Genomic DNA, 22,774 nt, shown 5'->3' on the forward strand with positions numbered 1-22,774 from the left:
ATCCAAGGGGGCCGTTCGAGCGGGCTCGGCGCGTGTCCCCGGACGCGCGCCGAGGTGCCGCAGGTGCCCCTAAAGTAGGCAGGCATGCAGGTCATCCAGTCCAGCAAGCTCGCCAATGTCTGCTACGACATCCGCGGCCCGGTGCTCGACGAGGCGATGCGGCTGGAGGAACAGGGCCACCGCATCCTCAAGCTCAACACCGGGAACCCCGCCACCTTCGGCTTCGAGGCACCGCCGGAGATCCTCCAGGACATCCTGCGCAACCTCGCGTCCGCGCACGGGTACGGCGACTCCAAGGGCCTGCTCTCCGCGCGCCGCGCGGTGGTCATGCACTACGAGGAGCGCGGCCTGCACGGGCTGAGCGTCGAGGACGTCTTCCTCGGCAACGGCGTCTCGGAGCTGATCCAGCTCGCCATGACCGCGCTGCTGGACGACGGCGACGAGGTGCTCGTCCCGGCCCCGGACTACCCGCTCTGGACGGCGTCGGTCTCGCTGGCCGGCGGCACCGCGGTGCACTACCGCTGCGACGAGCAGTCCGAGTGGTACCCGGACCTCGCCGACATCGAGGCCAAGGTCACCGACCGGACCCGGGCCATCGTGGTGATCAACCCGAACAACCCGACCGGCGCGGTCTACCCACGCGAGGTGCTGGAGGGCATCGCCGAGATCGCCCGCCGGCACCAGCTGGTGGTCTACGCCGACGAGATCTACGACAAGATCCTCTACGACGACGCCGAGCACGTCCCGCTGGCCACCCTCGCGCCCGACCTCTTCTGCGTCACCTTCAACGGCCTGTCCAAGGCGTACCGGGTCGCGGGCTTCCGCTCCGGCTGGATGGTGCTCTCCGGCGACCGGCAGCGGGCCCGCAGCTACGTCGAGGGCCTGACCGTGCTCGCCTCGATGCGGCTGTGCGCCAACATGCCCGCCCAGCACGCGGTGGCCGCCGCGCTCGGCGGCCGGCAGTCGATCCGCGACCTGGTGCTGCCCGGCGGGCGGCTGCTGGCCTCGCGGGACGCGGCCTACCGGCTGCTCAACGAGATCCCGGGGGTCAGCTGCGTCAAGCCCAAGGGCGCGCTGTACGCGTTCCCCCGGCTGGACCCCAAGGTCTACAAGATCAAGGACGACGCGCAGATGGTGCTGGACCTGCTGCGCTCCCAGCGCATCCTGCTGGTCCAGGGCACCGGCTTCAACTGGCCCGAACCGGACCACTTCCGGCTGGTCACCCTGCCGCGGGCGGAGGAGATCACCGACGCGGTGACCAGGATCGGCGACTTCCTGAGCGGCTACACCCAGCCCTGAGGGACCCGCCTCGAAGGACGCCCCTCGAAAGGACGCCTCGAGAGGACCCCGCCAGGGCGACGCCCGCGGGGCGCCCCGCGGGCGCCCCGGAAAAGCACTACGGCCGGAGTCCCGGCCCGGACGGTCTCCTTGGTCGGGGAAAGACCGTCCGGCGGAACTCCGGCCGTCCTGTCGCTCGGCGGGTGCGCGGTTCGTGCCGCGCCCCCGCCTCTCGCTCGGCTGAGGCTCAGGCTCAGCCGAGGCGCGCGACCAGGCTCCGGTACTCGTCCCACAGCTCCTTCGGGGTGTGCTCGCCGAACAGCTCCAGGTGGGCCGGCACGAGTGCGGCCTCCTGGCGCCAGATGTCGGCGTCCACGGTGAAGAGCAGGTCGAGGTCCTCCTTCGAGAGGTCCAGGCCGCCGAGGTCGAAGCCCTCGACGGTCGGCAGCACGCCGATCGGGGTCTCGACACCGTCGCCGGTCCCCTCCAGGCGCTCGACGATCCACTTCAGCACGCGGCTGTTCTCGCCGTAGCCGGGCCAGACGAACGAACCCTCGGCGTTCTTGCGGAACCAGTTGACGTAGTAGATCTTCGGCAGCTTGTCGGCGTCCGCCTGGGCGCCGACCTTCAGCCAGTGGGCGAAGTAGTCGCCCATGTTGTAGCCGCAGAACGGCAACATCGCGAACGGGTCGCGGCGCAGCTCGCCCACGGTGCCCTCGGCGGCGGCGGTCTTCTCGGAGGCGATGTTGGCGCCGAGGAAGACGCCGTGCTGCCAGTCGAAGGACTCCGTCACCAGCGGGACGGCGGTGGCGCGGCGGCCGCCGAACAGGATCGCCGAGATCGGCACGCCCGCCTGGTCCTCCCACTCGGGGGCGATGGTCGGGCACTGCGCGGCCGGGACGGCGAAGCGGGCGTTCGGGTGGGCGGCCGGGGTGCCGGACTCCGGCGTCCAGTCGTTGCCGCGCCAGTCGGTGAGGTGCGCCGGGGGCTCCTCGGTCAGGCCCTCCCACCACACGTCGCCGTCGTCGGTGAGGGCGACGTTGGTGAAGACCGTGTTGCCCCAGAGGGTGTCGATGGCGTTGGCGTTGGTGTCCACGCCGGTGCCGGGGGCGACGCCGAAGAAGCCGGCCTCGGGGTTGATGGCGTAGAGCTGGCCGTCGGCGCCGAAGCGCATCCAGGCGATGTCGTCGCCGATCGTCTCGACCTTCCAGCCCGGGACGGTCGGCTGGAGCATCGCCAGGTTGGTCTTGCCGCAGGCCGACGGGAAGGCGGCCGCGACGTACTTGACCTCGCCCGACGGCGGGGTCAGCTTGAGGATCAGCATGTGCTCGGCCAGCCAGCCCTCGTCGCGGGCCATGGTCGAGGCGATGCGCAGCGCGTAGCACTTCTTGCCGAGCAGGGCGTTGCCGCCGTAGCCCGAGCCGAAGGACCAGATCTCGCGGCTCTCCGGGAAGTGCGAGATGTACTTGGTGCTGTTGCACGGCCACGGCACGTCCGCCTGGCCCTCGGCCAGCGGGGCGCCGACGGTGTGCACGGCCTTGACGAAGTCGCCGTCCTCGCCGAGCTGGTCCAGCACGGCCTTGCCCATGCGGGTCATCACGCGCATCGACACGGCGACGTAGGCGGAGTCGGTGATCTCGACGCCGTAGGCGGCCAGCGGGGAGCCGACCGGGCCCATCGAGAAGGGCACGACGTACATCGTGCGGCCCTTCATCGAACCGCGGAACAGGCCGTTCTCGCCCTGGAAGACCTCCCGCATCTCGGCGGGGGCCTTCCAGTTGTTGGTCGGGCCGGCGTCCTTCTCCTGCTCGGAGCAGATGTAGGTGCGGTCCTCGACGCGCGCCACGTCCGTCGGGTCCGAGGCGGCGTAGTAGGAGTTGGGGCGCTTCTCCTCGTTGAGCTTCTTGAAGGTGCCCTGAGCCACCAGCAGGTCCGCGAGGCGCTGGTACTCCTCGTCGGAGCCGTCGCACCACTCGACGCGGTCCGGCTGGGTGAGCTCGGCGATCTCGCTCACCCACGCCAGCAGGCGCTGGTGACGGGTGGGCGCGGAGGCGCTGAGAGCAGAGATCTCGTACGACACGATCGCTCCGTTTCACGCCATCTCGGCGAGGAGATGGCGTAGCGGGGGTCTGAGGGTGCTTGCAGCGTAGCTCCGGCCTCGGGGCCGAATCACGGCGCGAAGGCGAAATTGACGCATCTTTTACTACAGTAAGTATGATTACCAGCCAGTAACGAGCCACCCGCGCCGCGCCCCGGGCGCCTCCACCCCCTCTCCGAATGCTCCAAAACGTCCAAGAGTGACGATCGCCACTTCACTACGGGCCAGTAACCTACGGCCCCGTAGGTAACGGGTAGCATGCAGCGCATGACTGCTGAGCTCCTCGGGAGCACGGAGAGTGAGAGCACCGAGCACAAGCCGAAGTGGCGCGGCTGGCTGCACGCCGGCATGTTCCCCGCCACCGTGGCCGCCGGGATCGTGCTGATCTGCCTGGCCGAATCCACGCCGGCCCGGATCGCCTGCACCGTCTACTCGGTCAGCGCCTGGCTGCTGTTCGGGGTGAGCGCGGTCTACCACCGCTTCGACTGGGGGCCGCGCGGCGACGCCGTACTGCGCCGGCTCGACCACGCGAACATCTTCCTGATCATCGCGGGCACCTACACGCCGTTCACGATGCTGCTGCTCAAGGGCGCCGCCCAACAGGTGCTGCTCTGGGCGGTCTGGGGCGGCGCACTGGCCGGGATCGCGTTCCGGGTGTTCTGGGTCGGCGCGCCGCGCTGGCTGTACACCCCCGTGTACCTCGCGCTCGGCTGGGCCGCCGTCTTCTTCCTGCCCGACTTCCTCAAGGCCGGCGGAGTCGCCGTCCTGGTGCTGATGATCGTCGGCGGGGTGCTCTACAGCATCGGCGGCGTGGTGTACGGGCTCAAGCGGCCCGACCCCTCACCCCGCTGGTTCGGCTTCCACGAGGTGTTCCACGCCTTCACCCTGGGCGCGTTCATCGTGCAGTACGTCGGGGTCTCACTGGTGGCGTACAGCGCGGCCGGCTGAACCCGGCGCACCACGGCGGGCGGCCGTCCGGTCCACGGACCGGGTGACCGCCCGTTCCGCCGTCCACGGGCGCTCGTACGGCGCCCGGCCCTGCGGGCGGCGCGGGTACGGCGGGCGGTCGACCGGGCCGACGTCGGGACCGGCCCCCGCGTGCGGCTCGGCGTCCGGGCCGGGGACGGGCGCGGGGCCGGACCACGGGGCCGGGCCCGCCTGCGCCTGCGAGCGCGGAGCCACCACCGGCCGGGCGGCACCGCCGCGCGCCTGCCGGGCGTCCAGCGCCTCGCGGGCCCGGCGGCAGCGCTCGCAGTGCGCGGCGTCCGGGCTGGCGGCGGAGGACCGGTGACCGCGCGGGGCGGGTTCCCGGTGCATCGCACGCCACCTGCGACCGACGTGCACCATCACCAGCAGCACCTCGACCCCGGCGACCGCCAGGACCAGCGCCGCCCCGTTGATCAGGTAGGCCGCGACCACGGCGAGCGCGGACGCCACCACCACCACCGCGCCCCACACCTGGGCACTCGACTGCCTGTCATCCCTGTCGGCCACTGCGGCTCCCCTTTCCCGGCGCCGGGCTCGTGGTCGGCTCCTGCCGCCCCACCCCTTCCCCGCTCTCGGCACACGCCGGCCCGCACTGACCGACCGCCACATCGTATCTACCGTCCGTCACCCGGAACCGCCCCCGGGCGGCGAACGACAGATCAACGTTGCGTCAATTCCTCGTGCGGAAGCTGCACTTCCAGGACACATCACGGAGCGCACCCGGCCGGTCACCCGGCCGCCGTCACCCTTCGGACACGACGACGGGGCCCGGCCGTGTCGGCCGGACCCCGCCCGTCCCGCGTGCGGCGCATCCAGGGGCTAAGCCCGGACGCCCGCCCTCCGCCGCCGCAGGGCCGCGCCCGCACCCGCGAGCGCGGTGGCGCCCAGGGCCGCGGCCGCCGTCACCGCCGGCAGCGCCGAACCGCCGCCCGCCGCCCGTTCCGGACCGGCCGCCAGCGGGTAGCCGCCGCCGTCACCCGCCCGGTCGTACGCCGAGCCGGGCAGCTTGTCCCCGTACCGCTGGTGCACCAGCTGCTGGTACGCGGCCAGCGACACCCCGCCCGCGCCCACCGAGCGCCGCGCCTCGTCGTCCAGCGGCAGCACCCGGCCGTCGCGCAGCACGTACCAGGCGTTGACCTGCGGCTCGCGGAACGCGGTGCCGCCGCCACCGCTCGCCGCCTTCGCCGCGTAGTCGCCCTCGTCACCGCCGGACGCGATGTTGACGACCCTCCAGGCACCGCCCCGCCGGACCGTCCACACCGAGGCCGTCTGCCCGTCCGCCGCGACCACCGTGCTCGCGGTGAACTCGGCCTTCGCCACCGGCACGCCCGCGGCGCCCGCCACGAAGGCCGCGTCCAGGGTGTAGACCGGCACGGTGTCGCCGGTCAGCCGCGGCGCGGCCGCGCCGGCCGCCCGGGCCTCCTCCGCCGCGCCGAGGGTGAGCTGCCCGGTCGGCGGGACGCCCCTGCGGGCGAAGAAGTGGCCCACCCGGTCCAGGACCGCCTGGTCCTGGACCGCGCTGCGGGCCCCGGCCAGGTCGGCCGCGGACAGCGGCGCCGGGGCGCCGGCCGGGGAGCCCGCGTGCGCGGCCGGCGCGAGCGCCAGCCCGAGACCGGCGGCGAGCAGGGCGGTGACGGCGGCCCGACGGGCCCTTCCGAGGTCAGTCATGGTCGCCCCTCACGCGCCGATCCGGTACAGGGAGTGGGTCCACGAGAACGTGTCGTTGTTCACGTAGTACCAGTAGTCCGCCCAGTTGTAGCGGTAGTTGGACGGCCACGGGTCGCCCCAGTACACCCAGTTGTTGCCGGTGTCGTAGCCGTAGACGACGTGCATGTGACCACCGCCGGAGCTCCACTGGATGCGCGTCTCGATCGGCCGGTCGGCGTCCACCTCGGCCTGCACCGTGCCATAGCGCAGGTACCCGGTGACGTACGAACCCGGGTTGACGCCGATCCGGCTCAGGCCGTTCTGCACGTCGCCCAGGGTGGCCTGGCTGTTGGGGCAGCCGGAGTTGCCCGAGCGGCCGAACGCGGCGTTGCAGAACTGGTTCTGGCTGTAGGAGTAGCCGAACCAGGTGGCGATGGTGTTCCCGCTCGCCGCCCAGCACCAGTTGGTCTGCTGCTGTTGCTGCATGGTGATGTTGAGCTTCTTGTAGGTGCCGGCCAGGTCGGCCGTGCTGCCGGGTGCGGCGGCCTGCCGGACCCGGGCCGCGGCCCGGTCGGCGGTGGGGGTCGCGGCGGCCGTGGGGGTGGTCGCCGCGACGGTCAGCGCCGGGCCCAGCACGCCGAGGGCGAGCAGTGAGACCGCACGGCGCAGCCGTATGCGTGGAACTGGCATGGGGGAGGTGCCTCCTTGCACGAGCGAAGCGAAGTGCTGTGTGGGGGCGCGGTCCGGATCGCGCCATGAGCATCGCGCCGTGGCCGGATCCGGTCAACGGCCTTCGAGGCCAACCGAGTTCGGGTGTGAACGGGAGGTCCCCGGTGTGAACGCCACCCCGGAAACCCCCGCGCGACGAGCCGGAACCGGTGACAAACCCCCGACCGGATGTGAATATTCACGGTCAAACACGGTCTGCCCACCCCCACACCAGGAGGCCGTCATCCACCGCACCGACCAGGCCGACCTCGCAGCCGCCCTGCGCACCGGCCCCTTCCACCTCGCCCTGCGCACCGCCATCGCCACCCGCGGCCTCGCCCTCCACCGCATCCGCCGCCACCTCGCCCTGCGCGGCGTCCACGTCGGTCTCACCAGCCTCAGCTACTGGCAGCAGGGCCGGCGCCGCCCCGAACGCCCCGAATCGCTCCGCGCCGTCGCCGCCCTCGAAGAGGTCCTCGACCTCCCCGACCGCTCCCTCACCCGGCTGCTCGGCCCCCGCCGCGCCGCCGACACCACCCCGGCCGGACCGCCCGTCCGCCCCTACCGCGACCTCATCTCCCCCGCCACCGCCGTCGACGACCTGCTCGCCACCATCGCCGGCCCCCGCGACACCGGCCTGCACACCATCACCCACATCGAACGCGTCCGCCTCGACCCCGACCGCCAGATCACCCGCCGCGACTCCCAACACGCCCTGCGCGCCCACCGCGACGGCACCGACCGCTACCTCGCCCTCTACCAGGGCGACCCTGGCTGCGACATCACCGGCGTCGGCGTCCGCGCCGAGGAGAACTGCCGCCCCGGCCGGATCCGCCACGACCGCGCCCACCACCTGCTCGTCGCCGAACTCCTCCTCGACCGCCGGCTGCGCGCCGGCGACACCCACCTCCTCGGCTACGGCTTCGACGACGCCCCCTCCCCCGACCCCAGCTGCGAGTACGTCCGCGGCTTCAACTCCGGCGCCGGCCAGTACGTCCTGCAGGTCACCTTCCACCCCGCGGCCCTCCCCGTCCGCTGCCACCGCTTCGCCCTGCACTCCCCCGGCGGAACGCCCTACGAGACCGAGGAACTCACCCTCGACGGGCACCACTGCGTCCACCTGGTCGCGACGGCGCTACGGCCGTGCATCCTCGGGATCCGGTGGGACTGGGCGTGACGGCGCCGACCGGTACGACCCGTACGGCCGCCGCCGCGCCCGGGGGCGCCCGGGTGCCCGCCACCCGGGCGTCCGCCGCCCCGGCTCCGCCGCCCGCCCGGTCGTCAGCACCCGTTCGTCAGCGCCCGTTCGTCAGCGCCCGCCCGTCAGCGCCCGCCCGTCAGACGGACGTCGCCGCTGCCCGTGACGATGGCCGCGACGTTGCCCAGCGAGGGCCCGCCCCGGCCGGTCAGGTACTTGGTGTGGGCGTCGACGGGGTTCCCCCGGCTCCAGTCGTCGACGGTGAAGCGGTTCGCACCGAAGTGCCTGCTGGCCGGATCCCGCCCGAACCAGCGTTCGTCCGGATCGATGCTCAGCCTGGACGGGGTGTGCGTCACCACGTCGTTGTCGGCCGCACCGACCCAGACCCGGCCCGGGGGCAGCCCCAGGTCGGAGGCCCGGTCCGCGCCGACGCCCGGACTGCCGAGGAGGACCACGTCGTCGGGGGGCGAGTCCGGCGACCCCGGCCCGGCCGCCAGCCCGGCCGCCCGGCCCACCAGGTACGAGCCGTAGCTGTGCCCGACCGCGGTCACGTGCGGCGGGCGGACCCCCTCGTTGCTCGCCCGCAGCCCGCTCAGGAACCTCGCGTACGCCGGGGCGCCGTCCTTGCCCGCCCTGGTGGAGGCGGCCCCGAAGTCGGCCCCCGGCGGGTCGTAGCCGAGCCAGACGATCGAGGCGACCGCGCGCCCCGCCGGGGCCCTGGCGCCGGCGGCGCGGTAGAGGCTCAGCGCGTTCTCCGCCTCGTTGGTGCCGTCGTGCACGTTTCCCGCCGTGCCCAGGCTCTCGGTGGTGGCGGTGATCCCCGGCACGTAGACGGCGATGTCGGTGGCGGTGTCCGGATTCCCGTAGGAGAGGATCGCCCGCCCCCGGCCCGCTTCGCCGAGGCCGAGCAGATAGAGCGGCGGCTCGCCCCGGCCCGTTCCGAGCCGGTCGGCGACGGGCCCGTAACGGGCGAGGGCCGCCCGGTCGCCGGGGGTCGGCGGCAGGCCCGCCGCAGCCCTGTCCCGGGCGGCCCTCAGGAGGGCCTCCAGCCGCGCCCGGTTCACCTGGTCCCGCACCTGCGCGGGGACGCCGTCGAGGTTGCCGAGCTCCTCCGGGTGGTGGTCGAGGAACCACTGCCGCCCCTGCGGGCCGAGGCCCTGCCACCAGGAGCGGACCTCCGTCGGCGTCGCGCCCCCGGCCGGCATGTTCCGCCTCCAGAGCGGGTCGGCACGCTCCTCCCGGAGGACGTCCGCGGCAGCCGTCCGCCCGTCCAGACCGGACGCGTCGTTCGCCTGGCGCGCGAACCGGTCGAGCTCCGCGGCCAGGCCCTCGTCGGCCCTGGTCGCCGCGGACAGCGCCGAGCCGATCCGCCGGGCGATGTCCTCGGCGGCGGCCTTCTGCCGGGCTTCCCAGCCGACGGCCCGGAAGGGGTTGTCCGGCACTGGCCGGCTCACCGCGCCCGCGCCGTCGACCGCGAAGCCCTCGGCCCGGGCGTCCGCGAGCGCCTGGTGGAGCGTGCCCTGGGCGAGGGCCAGGGAGTCGGCGCAGGCGCGCAGTTCCCGGCCGATGCAGCCGAGTTCGGTCATCGCCGCGTCCAGCTTGCCGGTGACGCCGTCCAGGACGGTCGCCGCGGCGGTGGCCGCCGGGCCGCTCCACCCGGACCTGCGGACCCGATCGGCGGTGCCGCCCCTCCAGTCGGCGACGTGCCGGGCGTACGCCCGGCAGAGCGCGTCGTACGCGTCCGCCGCGGTGTGGAGGTCCGCCAGGCCGGCGTCCCTCAGGCCCGCGAGGTCCATCCCCCATCCCCTTTGTCGACACTACGTGCCCGCTCGGGTACACACGGCTACCATAGCGCCCGCGACCGACACCGCCGGCAAGGGGACGCGATGGCACCACACCCGGGATTCACCGTCAGGCCGGGCGAGTTGACCGCGGCCGGGCACAACGCGCTGACCGTCGCCGGCAAGGTGCCGGAGGAGACGGCGAAGCTGGCGGAGCCCGGCGCGAGGGCGGCCGGGAGCCTGCCCGGCTGGCGGGCGGGAGCGGCGCTGCAGGGGTGCGGCGCCGCCTGGACGGCGCTGCTGGACGGCCTCGCCGGCGACATGCGGGCGGCCGGAGCCAACCTGCTCACCTGCGCACGGGCCTACCAGGACTCCGACCACCTGCCCGCGCCCGGGGCGACCGGCGCCGCCGACCCCTTCGGCACGAAGCTCGCCGACGGGCGCCCAACCGACGGCGCGTGACGGGCGGTCCTAGGTGTTCTGACCCGCGAAGTCCACGCTCAGGCAGTCCTCCACCGCCCGGTAACCGATCTGCTGGTCAATGGAGTTGCTGGTCGGATTGGCCAGGTCGGTGTACAGCAGCACCTCGGCGGCGCCCAGGGCGAGGGCGTGGGCGGAGGCGGCGGCGGTGACGGCGCTGGCGTAGCCGCGTCCGCGCCGGTCGACGGGGGTGTAGACGGGCCCGATCCGGGACATCCCGGCGATCACCGGGCTGCTGCCGGCCAGGGCGACCGGGCTGCCGTCGTCCTCCCACAGGTGCAGTCCGCCGGCGGCGATCCGGTCGTCGACCGCCTGGGGGACGTCGGGCAGCAACACGCCGGCCTCGGCCAGGAACTCGTCGTACCAGCGGATCGCCAGCTCGCGGTCGGCCGGTTCGGCGAGCCGGGAGCGGCCCGCGGGCGGTCGGGGCGGTCCGCTCGGCTCGACGAGCCGGTACAGCCGTTCCTCGCCGCGGACGGTGTGCCCGGCGCCGGTGGCGGCGGTCCACGCCGCGGCGAAGGCGCGGACCGCCGCCGTCGAACCGCTGACGCCCCCGAACCGGGTAACCGCCGCTCCTGCGGAGGCGAGTTCGGCGGCGAGCGACGCCGCCGCGGCCGTCGGCATCAGGGCGAGCCGGGGCTCGAACGGCGGCGTCTGGAGGAAGGCGCCCTCGACCGGTCCGCCTGTCCGGGGCCGCCACCAGCCGAAGACCGGCGGCTGCGGCCCGAACGCGTCCGGGCCGCGCTCGACGAGCCGGTGCACGACCGTGAGCAGGACCGTGTTCTGGGCCGGGTGGGCGGCGAGGAAGCCGCCCGCCTGGTCGCGGAAGTCGTCGAGGGAACTGCTCAAGGTCCAGGCCATGACGCATTCTCGCCCCACCGGGCCCTGGCCCTCCAACGATTTGGCCCGCACCCGCCGTCCGCCGCCCGCGCCCGGTGCGCACCCGCCGCTACGGCTCCACGACCACGCCGAGCCGCGACGCGAGCTCCGCCGGATCGGTGGTGGGCGCCTCGCAGGCGAAGTGCCGGCAGACGTACGCCGCCGGCGCCCCGCCGACCAGCGGCCGGTCCGCGAGCAGCGGGACCTCCGCCCCGTCGCCCGGCGCGCCCACCGCGACCACGGCCCCCGGCGCGGTGGCGAGGAGCGCGGCGCGGCGCAGCGCGTCCGTCGCCGGGTCGCCCGCCGGGCCGACCACGGCGATCTCGCGCGGCCCGTCGAGCAGCGCCTCGGCGACGGCGAGGCCCCAGCCGATGAAGCGGGGCGCCCGCGCGGCGAGCGCTCCGACGATGCCGAGGGCCCGTTCGGCGGCGGTCCGGTGCCGGTCGGAGCCGGTGTAGGCGGCGTAGCCGAGCAGGGCGCCGGCGGCGGCCGTCCAGCCGGAGGGGGTGGCGTTGTCGGTCGGGTCCTGGGGGCGCCGGATGAGCTCCTCGGCGTCGTCGGCGGTGTCGTAGAGCGCGCCGGACGCCTCGTCGGTGAAGTGCTTGAGGACGGTGTCGAGGAGCGCGCCGGCCAGTTCGAGCCACTCGGCCTCGCCGGTGACGGCGTACAGCGCGAGGAAGCCCTCGGCGGTGTCGGCGTAGTCCTCGAGGACGCCGGCGTTGGTGCCGGCCCGGCCGTCCCGGGAGGTGCGCAGCAGCCGGCCGTCGGGGGTGAGGTGGACGGCGAGCAGCAGGTCGGCGGCGCGTTCGGCGGCCTCGACGAGGTCGGGGCGGTCGAGCAGTGCGCCGGTCTCGGCGAGGGCGGCGATCGCCAGGCCGTTCCAGGCCGCGACGACCTTGTCGTCGCGGGCGGGTGCGGGCCGTTGGGCCCGGGCTTCGAACAGGCGGGCCCGCAGGGCCTCGTACTCGGCGAAGTCCTCTGGCTCGGACAGGAGTTGGAGGACGGAGGTGCCGTGCTCGAAGGTGCCCTCGGCGGTGACGGCGAAGAGCCGGGCGGCGGTGGCCGCGTCGGCGGGTCCGAGCAGGTCGACCAACTGGCCTGGCTCCCAGACGTAGTACGCGCCCTCGACGGACTTCCCGGTCTCCTCGTCGAAGCTGTCGGCGTCCAGGGCGGAGGCGAACGCCCCTTCGGGGGTGCGCAGTTCGCGCAGCAGGAAGTCTGCGGTGGCGAGCGCGACCCGGCGGGCCCGGTCGGATCCGGTGGCCCGCCACAGGTGCAGGTAGGCGCGCAGCAGCAGGGCGTTGTCGTACAGCATCTTCTCGAAGTGCGGTACCACCCAGCCGGCGTCGACCGAGTACCGGGCGAAGCCGCCGCCGAGCTGGTCGTGGATCCCGCCGCCGGCCATCGCCTCACCGGTGCGGACGGCCATCTCCAGCGCCGCCTCGGAGCCGGTGCGGGCGTGGTGGCGCAGCAGGAACTCGATCACCATGGCCGGCGGGAACTTGGGCGCGCCGCCGAAGCCGCCGCGCCGCTCGTCGAACTCCCGGGTGAGCGCGACCAGGGCCTGGTGCAGGTCCGCGTCGGCGGGCGGGTGGTGGGCCCCGGCGGAGTAGACGGCGGCCCGCTCGGCGAGGTCGGCCCGGATCCGGCCGGCGACCTCGGCGACCTCCTGGCGCCGGTCGCGCCAGGCCGCGTCGACGCCCTCGAGCACCTGACGGAAGGACGGCATGCCGTGCCGGGGCTGCGGCGGGAAGTAGGTGCCGAAGTAGAACGGCTCCTTGTCGGGGGTGAGGAAGACCGTCATCGGCCAGCCGCCCTGCCCGGTCGCGGCCTGCACCGCCTCCATGTAGACGGCGTCGACGTCGGGCCGCTCCTCCCGGTCCACCTTGACGGCGACGAACCGCTCGTTCAGGTACTCGGCGAGCCCGGCGTCCTCGAAGCTCTCGTGCGCCATCACGTGGCACCAGTGGCAGGCCGCGTACCCGACCGACAGCAGCACCGGTACGCCGCGGCGCCGCGCCTCCTCGAAGGCCTCCACCCCCCACGGCCACCAGTCGACCGGGTTGTCGGCGTGCTGCAGCAGGTACGGCGAGGTCGCGTCCGCGAGACGGTTCGGCATGGCCCCCATCCTCGCGCATCCGGCCCCGGGCAGGCGGCAGGTCGGGCCGGTACGGGGCGGGGCCGGCGCGGGCCGGCGGGTGCGGTGTCCGCGCCCGCCGGGCGGGCGGGGCCCGCTACTCCTTGGGGGCCTCCGGCTCCTCCACGAAGTCGACCTTCTTGAACTGCCGGTTCATCGACTTGGCCAGGAACCAGGTGGCCACGCCGAGCGCGGCGAAGACGACGAAGCCGAGGAGACCGGGGGTGACCTTGGCGTCGTCGACGGCGAGGTCGGCGGCGAGGTGGACGAGGTTCACGGGGGCGCTCATATCTCTATGGTGGCCCGGCTCACGGGGAGCCGGGCCATCGGGGGGTGGTTCAGTCGCGCGTGTCGGCGACGTCGGCCGCCAGCGTGGGGGTGCGCAGGCCGGCGAACAGGTCGTCCTCCGGCAGGTCCACATCGATCAGGGTACGGGCGAGCTCGTAGTCCTCGGTGGGCCAGACCTCGCGCTGGACCTCCAGCGGGACGCGGAACCAGGGCCCGTCCGGGTCGATCTGGGTGGCGTGGGCGATCAGGGCGCGGTCGCGGGTCTCGAACCAGTCGTCGCAGCGCACCCGGGTGGTGATCTCGCGCTCCTTGCGGCCGCTCTTCTCCCAGCCCGCGATCCACTCGCCGTAGGGCGAGTCGTGGCCGTGCTCGGTGAGGTACTGGTGCAGCGCGCGGATGCGGCCCATCGGGAAGCCGTGGTTGTAGTAGAGCTTCAGCGGCTGCCAGGGCTCGCCGGCCGCCGGGTAGGCGTCCGGGTCGCCGGCGGCGTCGAAGGCCCGCATGGTGATCTTGTGGGTCATGATGTGGTCGGGGTGCGGGTAACCGCCGTTCTCGTCGTAGGTCGTGATGACCTGCGGTTTGAACTCCCGGATCAGCCGGACGAGCGGCTCGGCCGCCTCGTCGACGTCCTGCAGGCCGAAGCAGCCCTCGGGCAGCGGGGGCAGCGGGTCGCCCTCGGGCAGGCCGGAGTCGACGAAGCCCAGCCAGTCCTGCCGGACGCCCAGGATCGCCCTGGCCTCGTCCATCTCCTTGCGCCGCACCTCGTGGATGTTCTCCTCGATGTACGGGTCCCCCTGCAGCTTGGGGTTGAGGACCGACCCGCGCTCGCCCCCCGTGCAGGTGACCACGAGCACGTCCACACCCTGCTCGACGTACCTGGCCATGGTGGCCGCGCCCTTGCTGGACTCGTCGTCCGGGTGGGCGTGCACCGCCATCAGTCGCAACTGCTCAGTCAACGCCTTGCGTTCCTTCCACATCGTCGGGCGTTCCGCGAAAGTCCGGACCCGCCCACCGTACGAGCGCCCGCCGTGCGGGCCGCTCACCTCGGGGCCGCGCGGCCGCCGGACCGGCCCGCGAAGCGACCCCGGCGCGACCGAGCCCCGCCCCCGCCGGACCGGCCGCGGGCGTGCCCCTCCTATAGTGACGGACTGGAGGAGCGTCGCATTCCCCCGCACCACCCGCGCGGCCCCTCCCCCAGGAGAGGACCGGGTCGGATGAACGCGAGCACCACCACCCCGCAGCTGCCCGAGGGGCGCTACGGCCGGAGCGGCGACCGTGACTCGGACCGCCGGCTGAAGGCGGTCGGCGCGGTGTGCGGCGTGCTGGGCCTGGGCCTGGTGGCCTGGCTGGGCGGTTCCTACCTGATGCGCGAGACCGCGATCAACGGCTCGGTGCCGACCTTCCAGGCGGTCTCCGACTCCGAGGTGCAGCTGCACCTGGCGGTGCGCAAGAGCGACGGGACGGCCGGCAGCTGCACCGTCCGCTCGCAGGGCAGGGACGGCGCGGTGGTCGGGGTCGCGGACTTCCCCGTCCCGGCCGACGGTTCCAGCTACGACGCCGTGGTCACGCTGCGCACCACCGCCCGCGGCAGTACGGCCGAGCTGCTGGGCTGCACGCCGGCCAAGTAGGACCGTCGGCGCATATTCGACGGGGCGAGCGGGCATCCGTAGGAAGTCCCGCACCCCGTTCTGTACACCGTGGCGCAACGCCGACGTCAATGGCGCGCCAACGACCCTCCCGCTTGTCGGCAGGACTTGTTAGGCTCGTGGTTTCGCCCCTTCCGCACCGGATGGTACGGGAGCGGGCGTTGCTTTGTAGTTACGACCGTTATCACCACCAACCCTGCTGACGACTCACACCCTCAGCACAGCCCCAGCACCTACGAGGAGCACCCGTGACCCAGACCAGTGAGAACGTGACCTGGCTCACTCAGGCCGGCTACGACCAGCTCAAGGCCGAGCTGGATCACCTGACCGGGCCCTGGCGCATCGAGATCGCCCAGAAGATCGAGGCGGCGCGCGAGGAGGGCGACCTCAAGGAGAACGCCGGCTACCACGCGGCCAAGGAGGAGCAGGGCAAGTACGAGCTGCGCATCCGCCAGCTGACCCAGCTGCTGGAGCGCGCGAAGGTCGGCGAGGCCCCGGCCGACTCGGGCGTGGTGGCCCCGGGCATGGTCGTCACGGTCGCCTTCGACGGCGACGAGGACGACCTCATGGAGTTCCTGCTCGCCTCCCGTGAGGTGGCCGGCTCCGACACGCTGGACGTCTACTCGCCGCAGTCGCCGCTGGGCCGCGCGATCGACGGCAAGAAGATCGGCGACGAGGCCACCTACGACCTGCCGAACGGCAAGCCGGCCATGGTGAAGATCGTCAAGGTCGTGCCGCACGCCGGCTGATCCGGCCGCCGCACGACGAGGGCGGCCGCGGGGTCCGGGACCCCGCGGCCGCCCTCCGGCGTGTCGGACACGTCCGGCGCGCCCGGTGCGCCCGGTGCGCCCGGCACCGCCGACCCGGACCGCGCGGACGGCGCGCCCGGTGCGTCCGACGTGGACGGTTCAGCCGACGGCCGAGCGGTACTTGCGCACCGACAGCCAGGAGAACACCGCGGTGATGACCAGCGACCACAGCACCGAGACCAGGCTCGCGTGCTGCATCGGCCAGGCGGAGTCCACCGGGCCGACCTGGTTGCCGAACAGGTCGCGGCAGGCCTGCACGGTGGCGCTGAACGGGTTCCAGTAGGCGATGCCCTGCAGCCAGCCCGGCATGGAGCTGATCGGCACGAAGGCGTTGGAGACGAAGGTCAGCGGGAACAGCCAGATCAGGCCGGCCGAGGTGGCCGCCTCGGGGCTGCGCACCGACAGGCCGATCAGCGCGCCGATCCACGAGAACGCGTAGCCGAGCAGGAGCAGCAGGCCGAAGGCGCCGAGCGCGCTGAGCACCCCGTTGTGGATCCGCCAGCCGACCAGCAGCGCGACCAGCGCCAGCACGACGAGCGTGAACGCGGTCTGCACCAGGTCCGCCATGGTGCGGCCGACCAGCACCGCGGAGCGGGCCATCGGCAGCGAGCGGAAGCGGTCCACCAGACCCTTGGTCATGTCCTCCGCGATGCCGGCGGAGGCGCCGGCGGTGGCGAAGGTGACGGTCTGGGCGAAGATGCCGGCCATCAGGAACTGGATGTACGAGTCGGAGCTGGCGTTCGTCCCGGGGATCTGGATCGCGCCGCCCATGACGTACGAGAACAGCAGCACGAACATGACGGGCTGCATGAGCCCGAAGACGACGATCTCCGGGATGCGGGTCATCCGGCGCAGGTTGCGCTTGGCGACCACCCAGGAGTCGTGCATGGTGGCGGCGACGCCCCGGCGCTGCCGGGGGACGGCCGCGCCGATGGCGTGCTCGGTGGCGGTGCTCATCCTCAGCGTCCCTTTCCGGCCGTGACGGCCCGCTCGTCCGACCCCGGGCCGTCCGCGCCGTCCTCGTCGGCGGACTCCCGGCCCTTGCCCCGGCCGCCCCGGCCGCGGCCCCTGGCGTCGCCGCCCTCCTCGTCCGCCGACTCGGCGACGTGGCCGGTGAGGGTGAGGAAGACGTCGTCCAGGGTCGGGCGGCGCAGGCCTATGTCGTCGATCTCGATGCCGCGCGCGTCGAGTTCGCGGATGACGTCGGCGAGCACCCGGGCGCCGCCGCTGACCGGCACGGTGATCCGCCGGGTGTTCTTCTCCACCGCCGGATCGCCGAGCGCGTAGCCGGACAGGGCCGCGACCGCGTCGCCGACCAGGCCCGCCTCGTGCACGACGACCTCGATGCGCTCCCCGCCGATCTGCGCCTTGAGCTGGTCGGCGGTGCCGCGGGCGATCACCCGGCCGTGGTCGACCACGGCGATGTCGTGGGCGAGCCGGTCGGCCTCCTCCAGGTACTGGGTGGTCAGCAGCAGGGTGGTGCCCTGCTCGACGAGGGTCTCGATGACCTCCCAGAGCGCGAGCCGGTTGCGCGGGTCCAGCCCGGTGGTCGGTTCGTCGAGGAACATCACCGGCGGGCGGACGACCAGCGCGGCGGCGAGGTCCAGGCGGCGGCGCATGCCGCCGGAGTAGGTCTTGGCGGTGCGGTCCTTGGCCTCGGCGAGGTTGAACCACTCCAGCAGTTCCAGGGCGCGGGCCTTCGCGTCGCGAGCACTCATCTGGTACAGCTCGCCGACCATCTGGAGGTTCTCGAAGCCGGTCAGGTACTCGTCGACCGCCGCGTACTGGCCGGAGAGGCCGATCAGGCTCCGGACCTTGTTGGGCTGCTTGAGCACGTCGACCCCGGCGACCACCGCGCGGCCGGAGTCGGGCCGGAGCAGGGTGGTGAGGACGCGGACGGTGGTGGTCTTCCCGGCGCCGTTCGGGCCGAGCAGCCCGAGCACCGTGCCCTCGGGGACGTCGAGGCTGACGCCGTCCAGGGCTCGTACGTCGCCGAAGGTCTTCACCAGGTTCTCGGCTTGGATGGCTGGCGCCATGGCCTGCCTCATCTCCTCGGACGAATATGGGCGATCTGTCCCACTCTGCCCCGTTTTCGGGTCCCCGGGCGACTCGGTTTTCGCCCCTCGGGCACAGAACGCGATGTATCGCGAGTCTGGCAGCACGCGATATATCGCGTCAAGGGAGAAAGCTCCGCCATCGTGACAGAGACCACTGACATCCACCCCGCGCAGTCGGAACGGCGACCGCGGTCGGAACGGGCGGCGACGACGCGCGCCGGGGCACGGCCCACCGCCCGGCCGCCGGGCCGCAGCGGCTCGACCGCCCGGCCCCTCAGTCGGAGACGACGAACCCCGCGTCCCGCAACTCGCCCACCACGGCCGCGCAGTGCTCCGGCCCCTTGGTCTCCAGGTGCAGGTCCACCTCGACCTCGGCCAGCCCCAGCCGCGGGTCGATCCGCACGTGCGCGACGTCCAGCACGTTGGCGTCCAGCCCGGTCAGCACGGCCAGCAGGTCTGCCAGCGAGCCCGGCTTGTCGGCCAGCCGCACCCGAAGCGACAGGTAGCGTCCGGCCGCCGCCAGGCCGTGCCGCAGCACCCGCTGCATCAGCTGCGGGTCGATGTTGCCGCCCGACAACACCGCCACCACCGGGCCCTCGAAGGAGTCCGGCCGCTCCAGCAGCGCCGCGATCGGGGCCGCCCCGGCCGGCTCGACCACCAGCTTCAGGCGCTCCAGGCCGAGCAGCAGGGCCCGGGACAGCGCGTCCTCGGAGACCGTCCGGACGCCGTCCGCCAGGGTGTTGACCACCTCGAACGGGATGTCGCCGGGCCGGCCGACCATGATCCCGTCGGCCATCGTGGCGAAGTGCTCCAGCGACACCGGCCGCCCGGCCGCCAGCGAGGGCGGGTACGCGGCCGCGCCGGCCGCCTGCACCCCCACCACCCGGACGTCCGGCCGCAGCGGCTTGACCGCCGCCGCGATCCCGGCCAGCAGCCCGCCGCCGCCGACGCCGACCAGGATGGTGCGCACCTCGGGGCACTGCTCGAGGATCTCCAGCCCGACGGTCGCCTGCCCGGTGACCACGTCCCAGTGGTCGAAGGGGTGGATGAACACCGCGCCGGTCGCGTCCGCGTACCGCTGCGCGGCCTGCAGCGCCTCGTCCACCGTCGCGCCGTGCAGCCGCACCTCGGCACCGTACTCACGGGTGGCCGAGACCTTGGGCAGCGGCGCCGCGACCGGCATGAACACGGTCGAGCGCACGCCCAGCAGCGCGGCCGCCAGTGCGACCCCCTGCGCGTGGTTCCCGGCGCTCGCCGCCACCACCCCGCCGGCCCGCTGCACCGGCGAGAGCCCCGCGATCCGGACGTACGCCCCGCGCAGCTTGAACGAGCCGGTGCGCTGCAGGTTCTCGCACTTCAGGTGGACCGGCGCGCCGACCAGCCCGGACAGGTGCCGGCTGCCCTCCATCGGCGTCACCCGGGCGACCCCGGCGAGCATCTTCTGGGCCCCGCGGACGTCGTCGAGGGTGAGCGGCCAGTTGTGCATGCCGCCAGCCTAGGACGCGTCCGACGGGCGCGCTCCGAGGCCCGGCCCGAGGCCCGGCCCGCCGCTCGGCCCGGATCCGGCCGCGGTGCACGCAATCCGGGCTGTCGGGCCTGTTCCCGGGCCCGCCCGGCCCGCGTACGCTGCTGCTTCTGAGCCTCTCTCACCGCACGACGATCGTGAGCCGCGATGACGACGACCTCGCCCCAGGCCACCGACCGCACCGACCCCGTGCACGCCCGGCTCCAGTACCAGCTGGCGGTGTTCGCCCGCCGCATGGAGCAGGTCCGGACCTCCGGCGGCGTCGGCGCCCTGGACCGCGCGGCCTACCTGCTGCTCGACCGCCTGGAGCGGCACGGGCCGGCCAACGTCAAGGCGCTGGCCGAGGCCCTCGGCGTGGACTCCTCCACGGTGACCCGGCAGGTCGCCCCGCTGGTCGCGGGCGGGCTGGTCGGCCGGGTCCAGGACCCGGCCGACCGCCGCGCCGTGCGTCTCGCGCTGACCCCGGTCGGCTCCGGCCGCCTGGCCGAAGTCCGCGACGGGCGGGCCGAGTTGGCCCGCCGCCTGGTGGCGGACTGGCCGCCCGAGGAGCAGCAGGCGTTCTGCGTCCTGCTGGCCCGCTTCAACCACGCGATGGAGTCGTACACCGCGGACCAGCAGGGCCAGCAGGAGGGCGGCCCGGGCACCCCCTGACCTCCGGCCCGGGCACGCCCTGCCCCCGGGCCGGACACGCCCCGGCCCCCGGGCGGCGCCCCGGGGCCGGACCCGCCGGGCCTCAGCCCAGCGCCTGCTTGAGGTCGGCGAGCAGGTCGTCGATCGACTCGATGCCGACCGAGACGCGCACCAGGTCGGCCGGCACCTCCAGCGCCGAACCGGCGACCGAGGCGTGGGTCATCCGGCCCGGGTGCTCGATCAGCGACTCGACGCCGCCGAGCGACTCGCCGAGGGTGAACAGCTGCGCGCGGTTGCAGACCTCGACCGCCGCCTCCTCGCCGCCCTGGACCCGGAAGGAGACCATGCCGCCGAAGGCCTTCATCTGCTTGGCGGCGATGTCGTGGCCGGGGTGCTCGGCCAGGCCGGGGTAGAGCACCTGGCTGACCTTGGGGTGGCTCGCCAGCAGCTCGGCGACCTTCTCCGCGTTGGAGCTGTGGCGGTCCATCCGGACGCCCAGGGTCTTGATGCCGCGCAGCACCAGCCAGGCGTCGAACGGGCCGGAGACGGCGCCCATCGCGTTCTGGTGGTAGGCGACCTCCTCACCCAGCCCGGCGTCGGCCAGCACCAGCGCACCGCCGACCACGTCCGAGTGGCCGCCCATGTACTTGGTGGTGGAGTGCACGACGGCGTCCGCACCGAGCGCTATCGGCTGCTGCAGGTACGGGCTGGCGAAGGTGTTGTCGACCACGAGCAGCGCGCCGGCGCCGTGCGCGATCTCGGCGAGCGCCGTCAGGTCGGTGATGCCCAGCAGCGGGTTGGAGGGGGTCTCCACCCAGACCGCGCGGGTGTTGGGGCGCAGCGCGGCGCGGACGGTGGCCAGGTCCTGGGTGTTGGCGACGGAGAACTCGACGCCCCAGCGGGTCAGCACCTTGGCGAACAGCCGGAAGGTGCCGCCGTAGGCGTCGTTGGGGATGACGATGTGGTCGCCCGGCTTGAGGATGGTCCGCAGCAGGGTGTCCTCGGCGGCCAGGCCGGAGGCGAAGGCGAGGCCGCGGGCGCCGCCCTCCAGCGCCGCGAGGCACTCCTCCAGCGCGGTGCGGGTCGGGTTGGCGCTGCGGCTGTACTCGTAGCCGCCCCGCAGGCCGCCCACCCCGTCCTGCTTGTAGGTGGACACCTGGTAGATCGGCGTGACGACGGCCCCGGTCTGGGGGTCTGCTTCCTGACCCGCGTGGATGGCGAGGGTCTCGAAGCCCTGGGGAAGCTGGTGCTCGGTCATGGGTCCGAGCCTAGTGGCCGTACGCGCGTTCGCCCCCCGGAACGGTCGGGCGGCCGCCCCACCGGGCCCGTCCGCGCCCGCCGCCGGCCCGCCGCCGCGCCGGCGCACGGCGGAGCGGGCCGGCGGAATCCGACGGTGGGCCGGCGCGTTGAACGGTGGGCAACCCTCCCTACCCCGCAGGAGCAGGCCGTGCTGTTCAACCGCCACAAGACCTCGCTCGTCCCCGCCGACCAGGCGCTGCCCGGCCGGGAGTCGCCGGCCTTCGCGCTGCGCGAGCCCCACACCGTCCTCGGCCACCCGCTCACCGGCCCGTACCCGGACGGTCTGGAGGTGGCCGACTTCGGGCTGGGCTGCTTCTGGGGCGCCGAGCGGACGTTCTGGCGGCTGCCCGGCGTCTGGACGACGCTGGTCGGCTACCAGGGCGGCTACACCCCGAACCCGACGTACGAGGAGGTGTGCAGCGGGCTGACCGGGCACACCGAGGCGGTCCGGGTGGTGTTCGACCCCGCGGCGATCTCCTACGAGCGGCTGCTGAAGACCTTCTGGGAGGCGCACGACCCGACCCAGGGCAACCGCCAGGGCAACGACGTCGGCACCCAGTACCGCTCCGCCGTCTACACCCACTCGCCCGCCCAGGCCGCCGCTGCGGCGGCCACCCGGGACGCCTTCCAGCCGTCCCTGACCGCGCTCGGCTACGGCCCGATCACCACCGAGCTCGCCCCGGCCGGCCCGTTCTACCCGGCCGAGCCGTACCACCAGCAGTACCTGTCCGACGCCAAGAACCCGAACGGCTACTGCGGTCTCGGCGGCACGGGGGCGTCCTGCCCGATCGGCGTGGCCCGCGTCCGGGACTGACGGCTCCCGGGGCGGCGGCCACCCGAGGTGTCCGCCGCCCGGCCCGGGAGGAGACTGGAAGGGCCAGCACGGGCGGCCCGGCCATCTCGTGGGTGGCCGGGCCGCTCCCGTGGAGAGGAGTGCGCCATGTCCGGTCTCGTCCGCAAGAGCTTCGACTCGCCCGAGGAGGTCCGCCCCTTCGAGGAGGGCACCGGGGAGCTCCGTCTGGTGAACCTGGACGCCGGGCCGGTGGGCCGGGCCGTGTTCCGGCCGGGCTGGCAGTGGTCCAAGCACGTGAAGCCGATCGCGGGCACCGACAGCTGCCAGGCGGCCCACCTGGGGTACGTGGTGTCCGGCCGGATGCGGATCGTCATGGACGACGGCCAGCAGGAGGACTTCGGCCCCGGCGACTTCATGATCTGCGAACCCGGGCACGACGCCTGGATCCTGGGCGACGAGGCCTGCGTGGTCGTGGACTGGCAGGGCTTCGCCGACTACGCCAAGCGCTGATCCGGGGCACCGGCCGGGCCGCGC

The 22,774-nt window shown here is 73.8% G+C and carries 22 protein-coding genes; 9 read left to right on the forward strand and 13 right to left on the reverse strand.

Going from position 1 to position 22,774, the window contains the following annotated elements:
• Window positions 1-84 precede the first annotated feature (84 nt).
• On the forward strand, window positions 85-1,299 hold the full coding sequence (locus ACIRS1_RS28365; RefSeq protein WP_360210910.1) for a pyridoxal phosphate-dependent aminotransferase: 1,215 nt from the start codon (window positions 85-87) through the stop codon (window positions 1,297-1,299).
• A 232-nt stretch (window positions 1,300-1,531) separates the two neighbouring features.
• On the opposite strand, the gene ACIRS1_RS28370 is transcribed toward ACIRS1_RS28365, so the two are convergent.
• Complete coding sequence (locus ACIRS1_RS28370; protein ID WP_402844802.1) at window positions 1,532-3,358, reverse strand: phosphoenolpyruvate carboxykinase (GTP); 1,827 nt, start codon at window positions 3,356-3,358, stop codon at window positions 1,532-1,534.
• A gap of 276 nt (window positions 3,359-3,634) precedes the next feature.
• Here ACIRS1_RS28370 and ACIRS1_RS28375 point away from each other — a divergent pair, with 276 nt between their 5' ends.
• Complete coding sequence (locus tag ACIRS1_RS28375; protein ID WP_402844804.1) at window positions 3,635-4,324, forward strand: hemolysin III family protein; 690 nt, start codon at window positions 3,635-3,637, stop codon at window positions 4,322-4,324.
• Here the strand turns inward: ACIRS1_RS28375 and ACIRS1_RS28380 are convergent.
• The 3 genes from ACIRS1_RS28380 to ACIRS1_RS28390 form a co-directional block, all read right to left on the reverse strand.
• Entirely contained in the window at window positions 4,295-4,870 is a 576-nt protein-coding gene (locus ACIRS1_RS28380; RefSeq protein ID WP_402844805.1) for a hypothetical protein, read from the reverse strand. The two genes, ACIRS1_RS28375 and ACIRS1_RS28380, sit on opposite strands and share 30 nt — an antisense overlap.
• Before the next feature lie 312 nt (window positions 4,871-5,182).
• Complete coding sequence (locus tag ACIRS1_RS28385; RefSeq protein WP_402844806.1) at window positions 5,183-6,031, reverse strand: hypothetical protein; 849 nt, start codon at window positions 6,029-6,031, stop codon at window positions 5,183-5,185.
• Window positions 6,032-6,040: 9 nt separating this feature from the next.
• Window positions 6,041-6,700: a papain-like cysteine protease family protein gene (locus ACIRS1_RS28390; protein WP_402844808.1), complete on the reverse strand. Its 660-nt coding sequence runs from the start codon at window positions 6,698-6,700 to the stop codon at window positions 6,041-6,043.
• Window positions 6,701-6,962: 262 nt separating this feature from the next.
• On the opposite strand from ACIRS1_RS28390, the gene ACIRS1_RS28395 reads away from it, so the two are divergent.
• Window positions 6,963-7,895, forward strand: a complete 933-nt coding sequence (locus ACIRS1_RS28395; protein ID WP_402844838.1) for a hypothetical protein — start codon at window positions 6,963-6,965, stop codon at window positions 7,893-7,895.
• 146 nt (window positions 7,896-8,041) lie between these two features.
• Here the strand turns inward: ACIRS1_RS28395 and ACIRS1_RS28400 are convergent, their stop codons facing one another.
• Window positions 8,042-9,712 carry an alpha/beta hydrolase gene (locus ACIRS1_RS28400; RefSeq protein WP_402844810.1) on the reverse strand — a complete coding sequence of 557 codons (1,671 nt, stop codon included), beginning with the start codon at window positions 9,710-9,712 and terminating at the stop codon, window positions 8,042-8,044.
• A gap of 90 nt (window positions 9,713-9,802) precedes the next feature.
• Between ACIRS1_RS28400 and ACIRS1_RS28405 the strand changes: the two genes are divergently transcribed.
• Window positions 9,803-10,159, forward strand: coding sequence for a hypothetical protein (locus ACIRS1_RS28405; RefSeq protein ID WP_402844812.1), 357 nt, complete (start codon window positions 9,803-9,805; stop codon window positions 10,157-10,159).
• Between the two features lie 9 nt (window positions 10,160-10,168).
• On the opposite strand, the gene ACIRS1_RS28410 is transcribed toward ACIRS1_RS28405, so the two are convergent.
• The 4 genes from ACIRS1_RS28410 to mca all read right to left on the reverse strand — a co-directional run bounded on the left by ACIRS1_RS28410 (window position 10,169) and on the right by mca (window position 14,437).
• Window positions 10,169-11,038, reverse strand: a complete 870-nt coding sequence (locus tag ACIRS1_RS28410) for a GNAT family N-acetyltransferase (protein WP_402844813.1) — start codon at window positions 11,036-11,038, stop codon at window positions 10,169-10,171.
• 88 nt (window positions 11,039-11,126) lie between these two features.
• Window positions 11,127-13,175 (reverse strand): thioredoxin domain-containing protein, encoded by a 2,049-nt coding sequence (locus tag ACIRS1_RS28415; protein WP_402844815.1) that lies wholly within the window; start codon window positions 13,173-13,175, stop codon window positions 11,127-11,129.
• A 115-nt stretch (window positions 13,176-13,290) separates the two neighbouring features.
• Window positions 13,291-13,482 (reverse strand): hypothetical protein, encoded by a 192-nt coding sequence (locus ACIRS1_RS28420; protein ID WP_360210928.1) that lies wholly within the window; start codon window positions 13,480-13,482, stop codon window positions 13,291-13,293.
• A gap of 49 nt (window positions 13,483-13,531) precedes the next feature.
• Complete coding sequence (mca, locus tag ACIRS1_RS28425; RefSeq protein WP_402844818.1) at window positions 13,532-14,437, reverse strand: mycothiol conjugate amidase Mca; 906 nt, start codon at window positions 14,435-14,437, stop codon at window positions 13,532-13,534.
• A 258-nt stretch (window positions 14,438-14,695) separates the two neighbouring features.
• On the opposite strand from mca, the gene ACIRS1_RS28430 reads away from it, so the two are divergent.
• Both ACIRS1_RS28430 and greA read left to right on the forward strand, forming a co-directional pair.
• Window positions 14,696-15,109: a DUF4307 domain-containing protein gene (locus ACIRS1_RS28430; RefSeq protein ID WP_360210932.1), complete on the forward strand. Its 414-nt coding sequence runs from the start codon at window positions 14,696-14,698 to the stop codon at window positions 15,107-15,109.
• A gap of 266 nt (window positions 15,110-15,375) precedes the next feature.
• Window positions 15,376-15,876: a transcription elongation factor GreA gene (gene greA, locus ACIRS1_RS28435; protein ID WP_360210934.1), complete on the forward strand. Its 501-nt coding sequence runs from the start codon at window positions 15,376-15,378 to the stop codon at window positions 15,874-15,876.
• Between the two features lie 159 nt (window positions 15,877-16,035).
• Here greA and ACIRS1_RS28440 read toward each other — a convergent pair whose 3' ends face one another.
• The 3 genes from ACIRS1_RS28440 to ilvA form a co-directional block, all read right to left on the reverse strand.
• Window positions 16,036-16,893, reverse strand: coding sequence for an ABC transporter permease (locus ACIRS1_RS28440; protein ID WP_360210936.1), 858 nt, complete (start codon window positions 16,891-16,893; stop codon window positions 16,036-16,038).
• Between the two features lie 2 nt (window positions 16,894-16,895).
• Window positions 16,896-17,972, reverse strand: coding sequence for an ATP-binding cassette domain-containing protein (locus tag ACIRS1_RS28445; protein ID WP_402844820.1), 1,077 nt, complete (start codon window positions 17,970-17,972; stop codon window positions 16,896-16,898).
• A gap of 295 nt (window positions 17,973-18,267) precedes the next feature.
• Window positions 18,268-19,479 (reverse strand): threonine ammonia-lyase, encoded by a 1,212-nt coding sequence (ilvA, locus tag ACIRS1_RS28450; RefSeq protein ID WP_360210940.1) that lies wholly within the window; start codon window positions 19,477-19,479, stop codon window positions 18,268-18,270.
• A 186-nt stretch (window positions 19,480-19,665) separates the two neighbouring features.
• Between ilvA and ACIRS1_RS28455 the strand changes: the two genes are divergently transcribed.
• Window positions 19,666-20,169, forward strand: coding sequence for a MarR family transcriptional regulator (locus tag ACIRS1_RS28455; RefSeq protein WP_360210942.1), 504 nt, complete (start codon window positions 19,666-19,668; stop codon window positions 20,167-20,169).
• Window positions 20,170-20,251: 82 nt separating this feature from the next.
• Here ACIRS1_RS28455 and ACIRS1_RS28460 read toward each other — a convergent pair whose 3' ends face one another.
• Window positions 20,252-21,406, reverse strand: coding sequence for a cystathionine gamma-synthase (locus ACIRS1_RS28460; RefSeq protein ID WP_360210944.1), 1,155 nt, complete (start codon window positions 21,404-21,406; stop codon window positions 20,252-20,254).
• Window positions 21,407-21,595: 189 nt separating this feature from the next.
• On the opposite strand from ACIRS1_RS28460, the gene msrA reads away from it, so the two are divergent.
• Window positions 21,596-22,261 (forward strand): peptide-methionine (S)-S-oxide reductase MsrA, encoded by a 666-nt coding sequence (gene msrA / locus ACIRS1_RS28465; RefSeq protein WP_402844823.1) that lies wholly within the window; start codon window positions 21,596-21,598, stop codon window positions 22,259-22,261.
• 126 nt (window positions 22,262-22,387) lie between these two features.
• Window positions 22,388-22,750, forward strand: a complete 363-nt coding sequence (locus tag ACIRS1_RS28470; RefSeq protein ID WP_360210948.1) for a cupin domain-containing protein — start codon at window positions 22,388-22,390, stop codon at window positions 22,748-22,750.
• The last annotated feature ends 24 nt before the right edge of the window (window positions 22,751-22,774 follow it).

The organism is Kitasatospora sp. NPDC101176 (genome assembly GCF_044768035.1).
GTDB lineage: Bacteria > Actinomycetota > Actinomycetes > Streptomycetales > Streptomycetaceae > Kitasatospora.

What these genes read in the sequence shown, in the direction of transcription:
- ACIRS1_RS28365 (WP_360210910.1), top strand. Translation starts at nt 85, where the DNA reads ATGCAGGTCATCCAGTCCAGCAAGCTCGCCAATGTCTGCTACGACATC.
- ACIRS1_RS28375 (WP_402844804.1), top strand. Translation starts at nt 3,635, where the DNA reads ATGCAGCGCATGACTGCTGAGCTCCTCGGGAGCACGGAGAGTGAGAGC.
- ACIRS1_RS28385 (WP_402844806.1), bottom strand. Translation starts at nt 6,031, where the DNA reads ATGACTGACCTCGGAAGGGCCCGTCGGGCCGCCGTCACCGCCCTGCTC.
- ACIRS1_RS28390 (WP_402844808.1), bottom strand. Translation starts at nt 6,700, where the DNA reads ATGCCAGTTCCACGCATACGGCTGCGCCGTGCGGTCTCACTGCTCGCC.
- ACIRS1_RS28400 (WP_402844810.1), bottom strand. Translation starts at nt 9,712, where the DNA reads ATGGACCTCGCGGGCCTGAGGGACGCCGGCCTGGCGGACCTCCACACC.
- ACIRS1_RS28405 (WP_402844812.1), top strand. Translation starts at nt 9,803, where the DNA reads ATGGCACCACACCCGGGATTCACCGTCAGGCCGGGCGAGTTGACCGCG.
- ACIRS1_RS28410 (WP_402844813.1), bottom strand. Translation starts at nt 11,038, where the DNA reads ATGGCCTGGACCTTGAGCAGTTCCCTCGACGACTTCCGCGACCAGGCG.
- ACIRS1_RS28415 (WP_402844815.1), bottom strand. Translation starts at nt 13,175, where the DNA reads ATGCCGAACCGTCTCGCGGACGCGACCTCGCCGTACCTGCTGCAGCAC.
- ACIRS1_RS28420 (WP_360210928.1), bottom strand. Translation starts at nt 13,482, where the DNA reads ATGAGCGCCCCCGTGAACCTCGTCCACCTCGCCGCCGACCTCGCCGTC.
- ACIRS1_RS28430 (WP_360210932.1), top strand. Translation starts at nt 14,696, where the DNA reads ATGAACGCGAGCACCACCACCCCGCAGCTGCCCGAGGGGCGCTACGGC.
- ACIRS1_RS28440 (WP_360210936.1), bottom strand. Translation starts at nt 16,893, where the DNA reads ATGAGCACCGCCACCGAGCACGCCATCGGCGCGGCCGTCCCCCGGCAG.
- ACIRS1_RS28445 (WP_402844820.1), bottom strand. Translation starts at nt 17,972, where the DNA reads ATGGCGCCAGCCATCCAAGCCGAGAACCTGGTGAAGACCTTCGGCGAC.
- ilvA (WP_360210940.1), bottom strand. Translation starts at nt 19,479, where the DNA reads ATGCACAACTGGCCGCTCACCCTCGACGACGTCCGCGGGGCCCAGAAG.
- ACIRS1_RS28455 (WP_360210942.1), top strand. Translation starts at nt 19,666, where the DNA reads ATGACGACGACCTCGCCCCAGGCCACCGACCGCACCGACCCCGTGCAC.
- ACIRS1_RS28460 (WP_360210944.1), bottom strand. Translation starts at nt 21,406, where the DNA reads ATGACCGAGCACCAGCTTCCCCAGGGCTTCGAGACCCTCGCCATCCAC.
- ACIRS1_RS28470 (WP_360210948.1), top strand. Translation starts at nt 22,388, where the DNA reads ATGTCCGGTCTCGTCCGCAAGAGCTTCGACTCGCCCGAGGAGGTCCGC.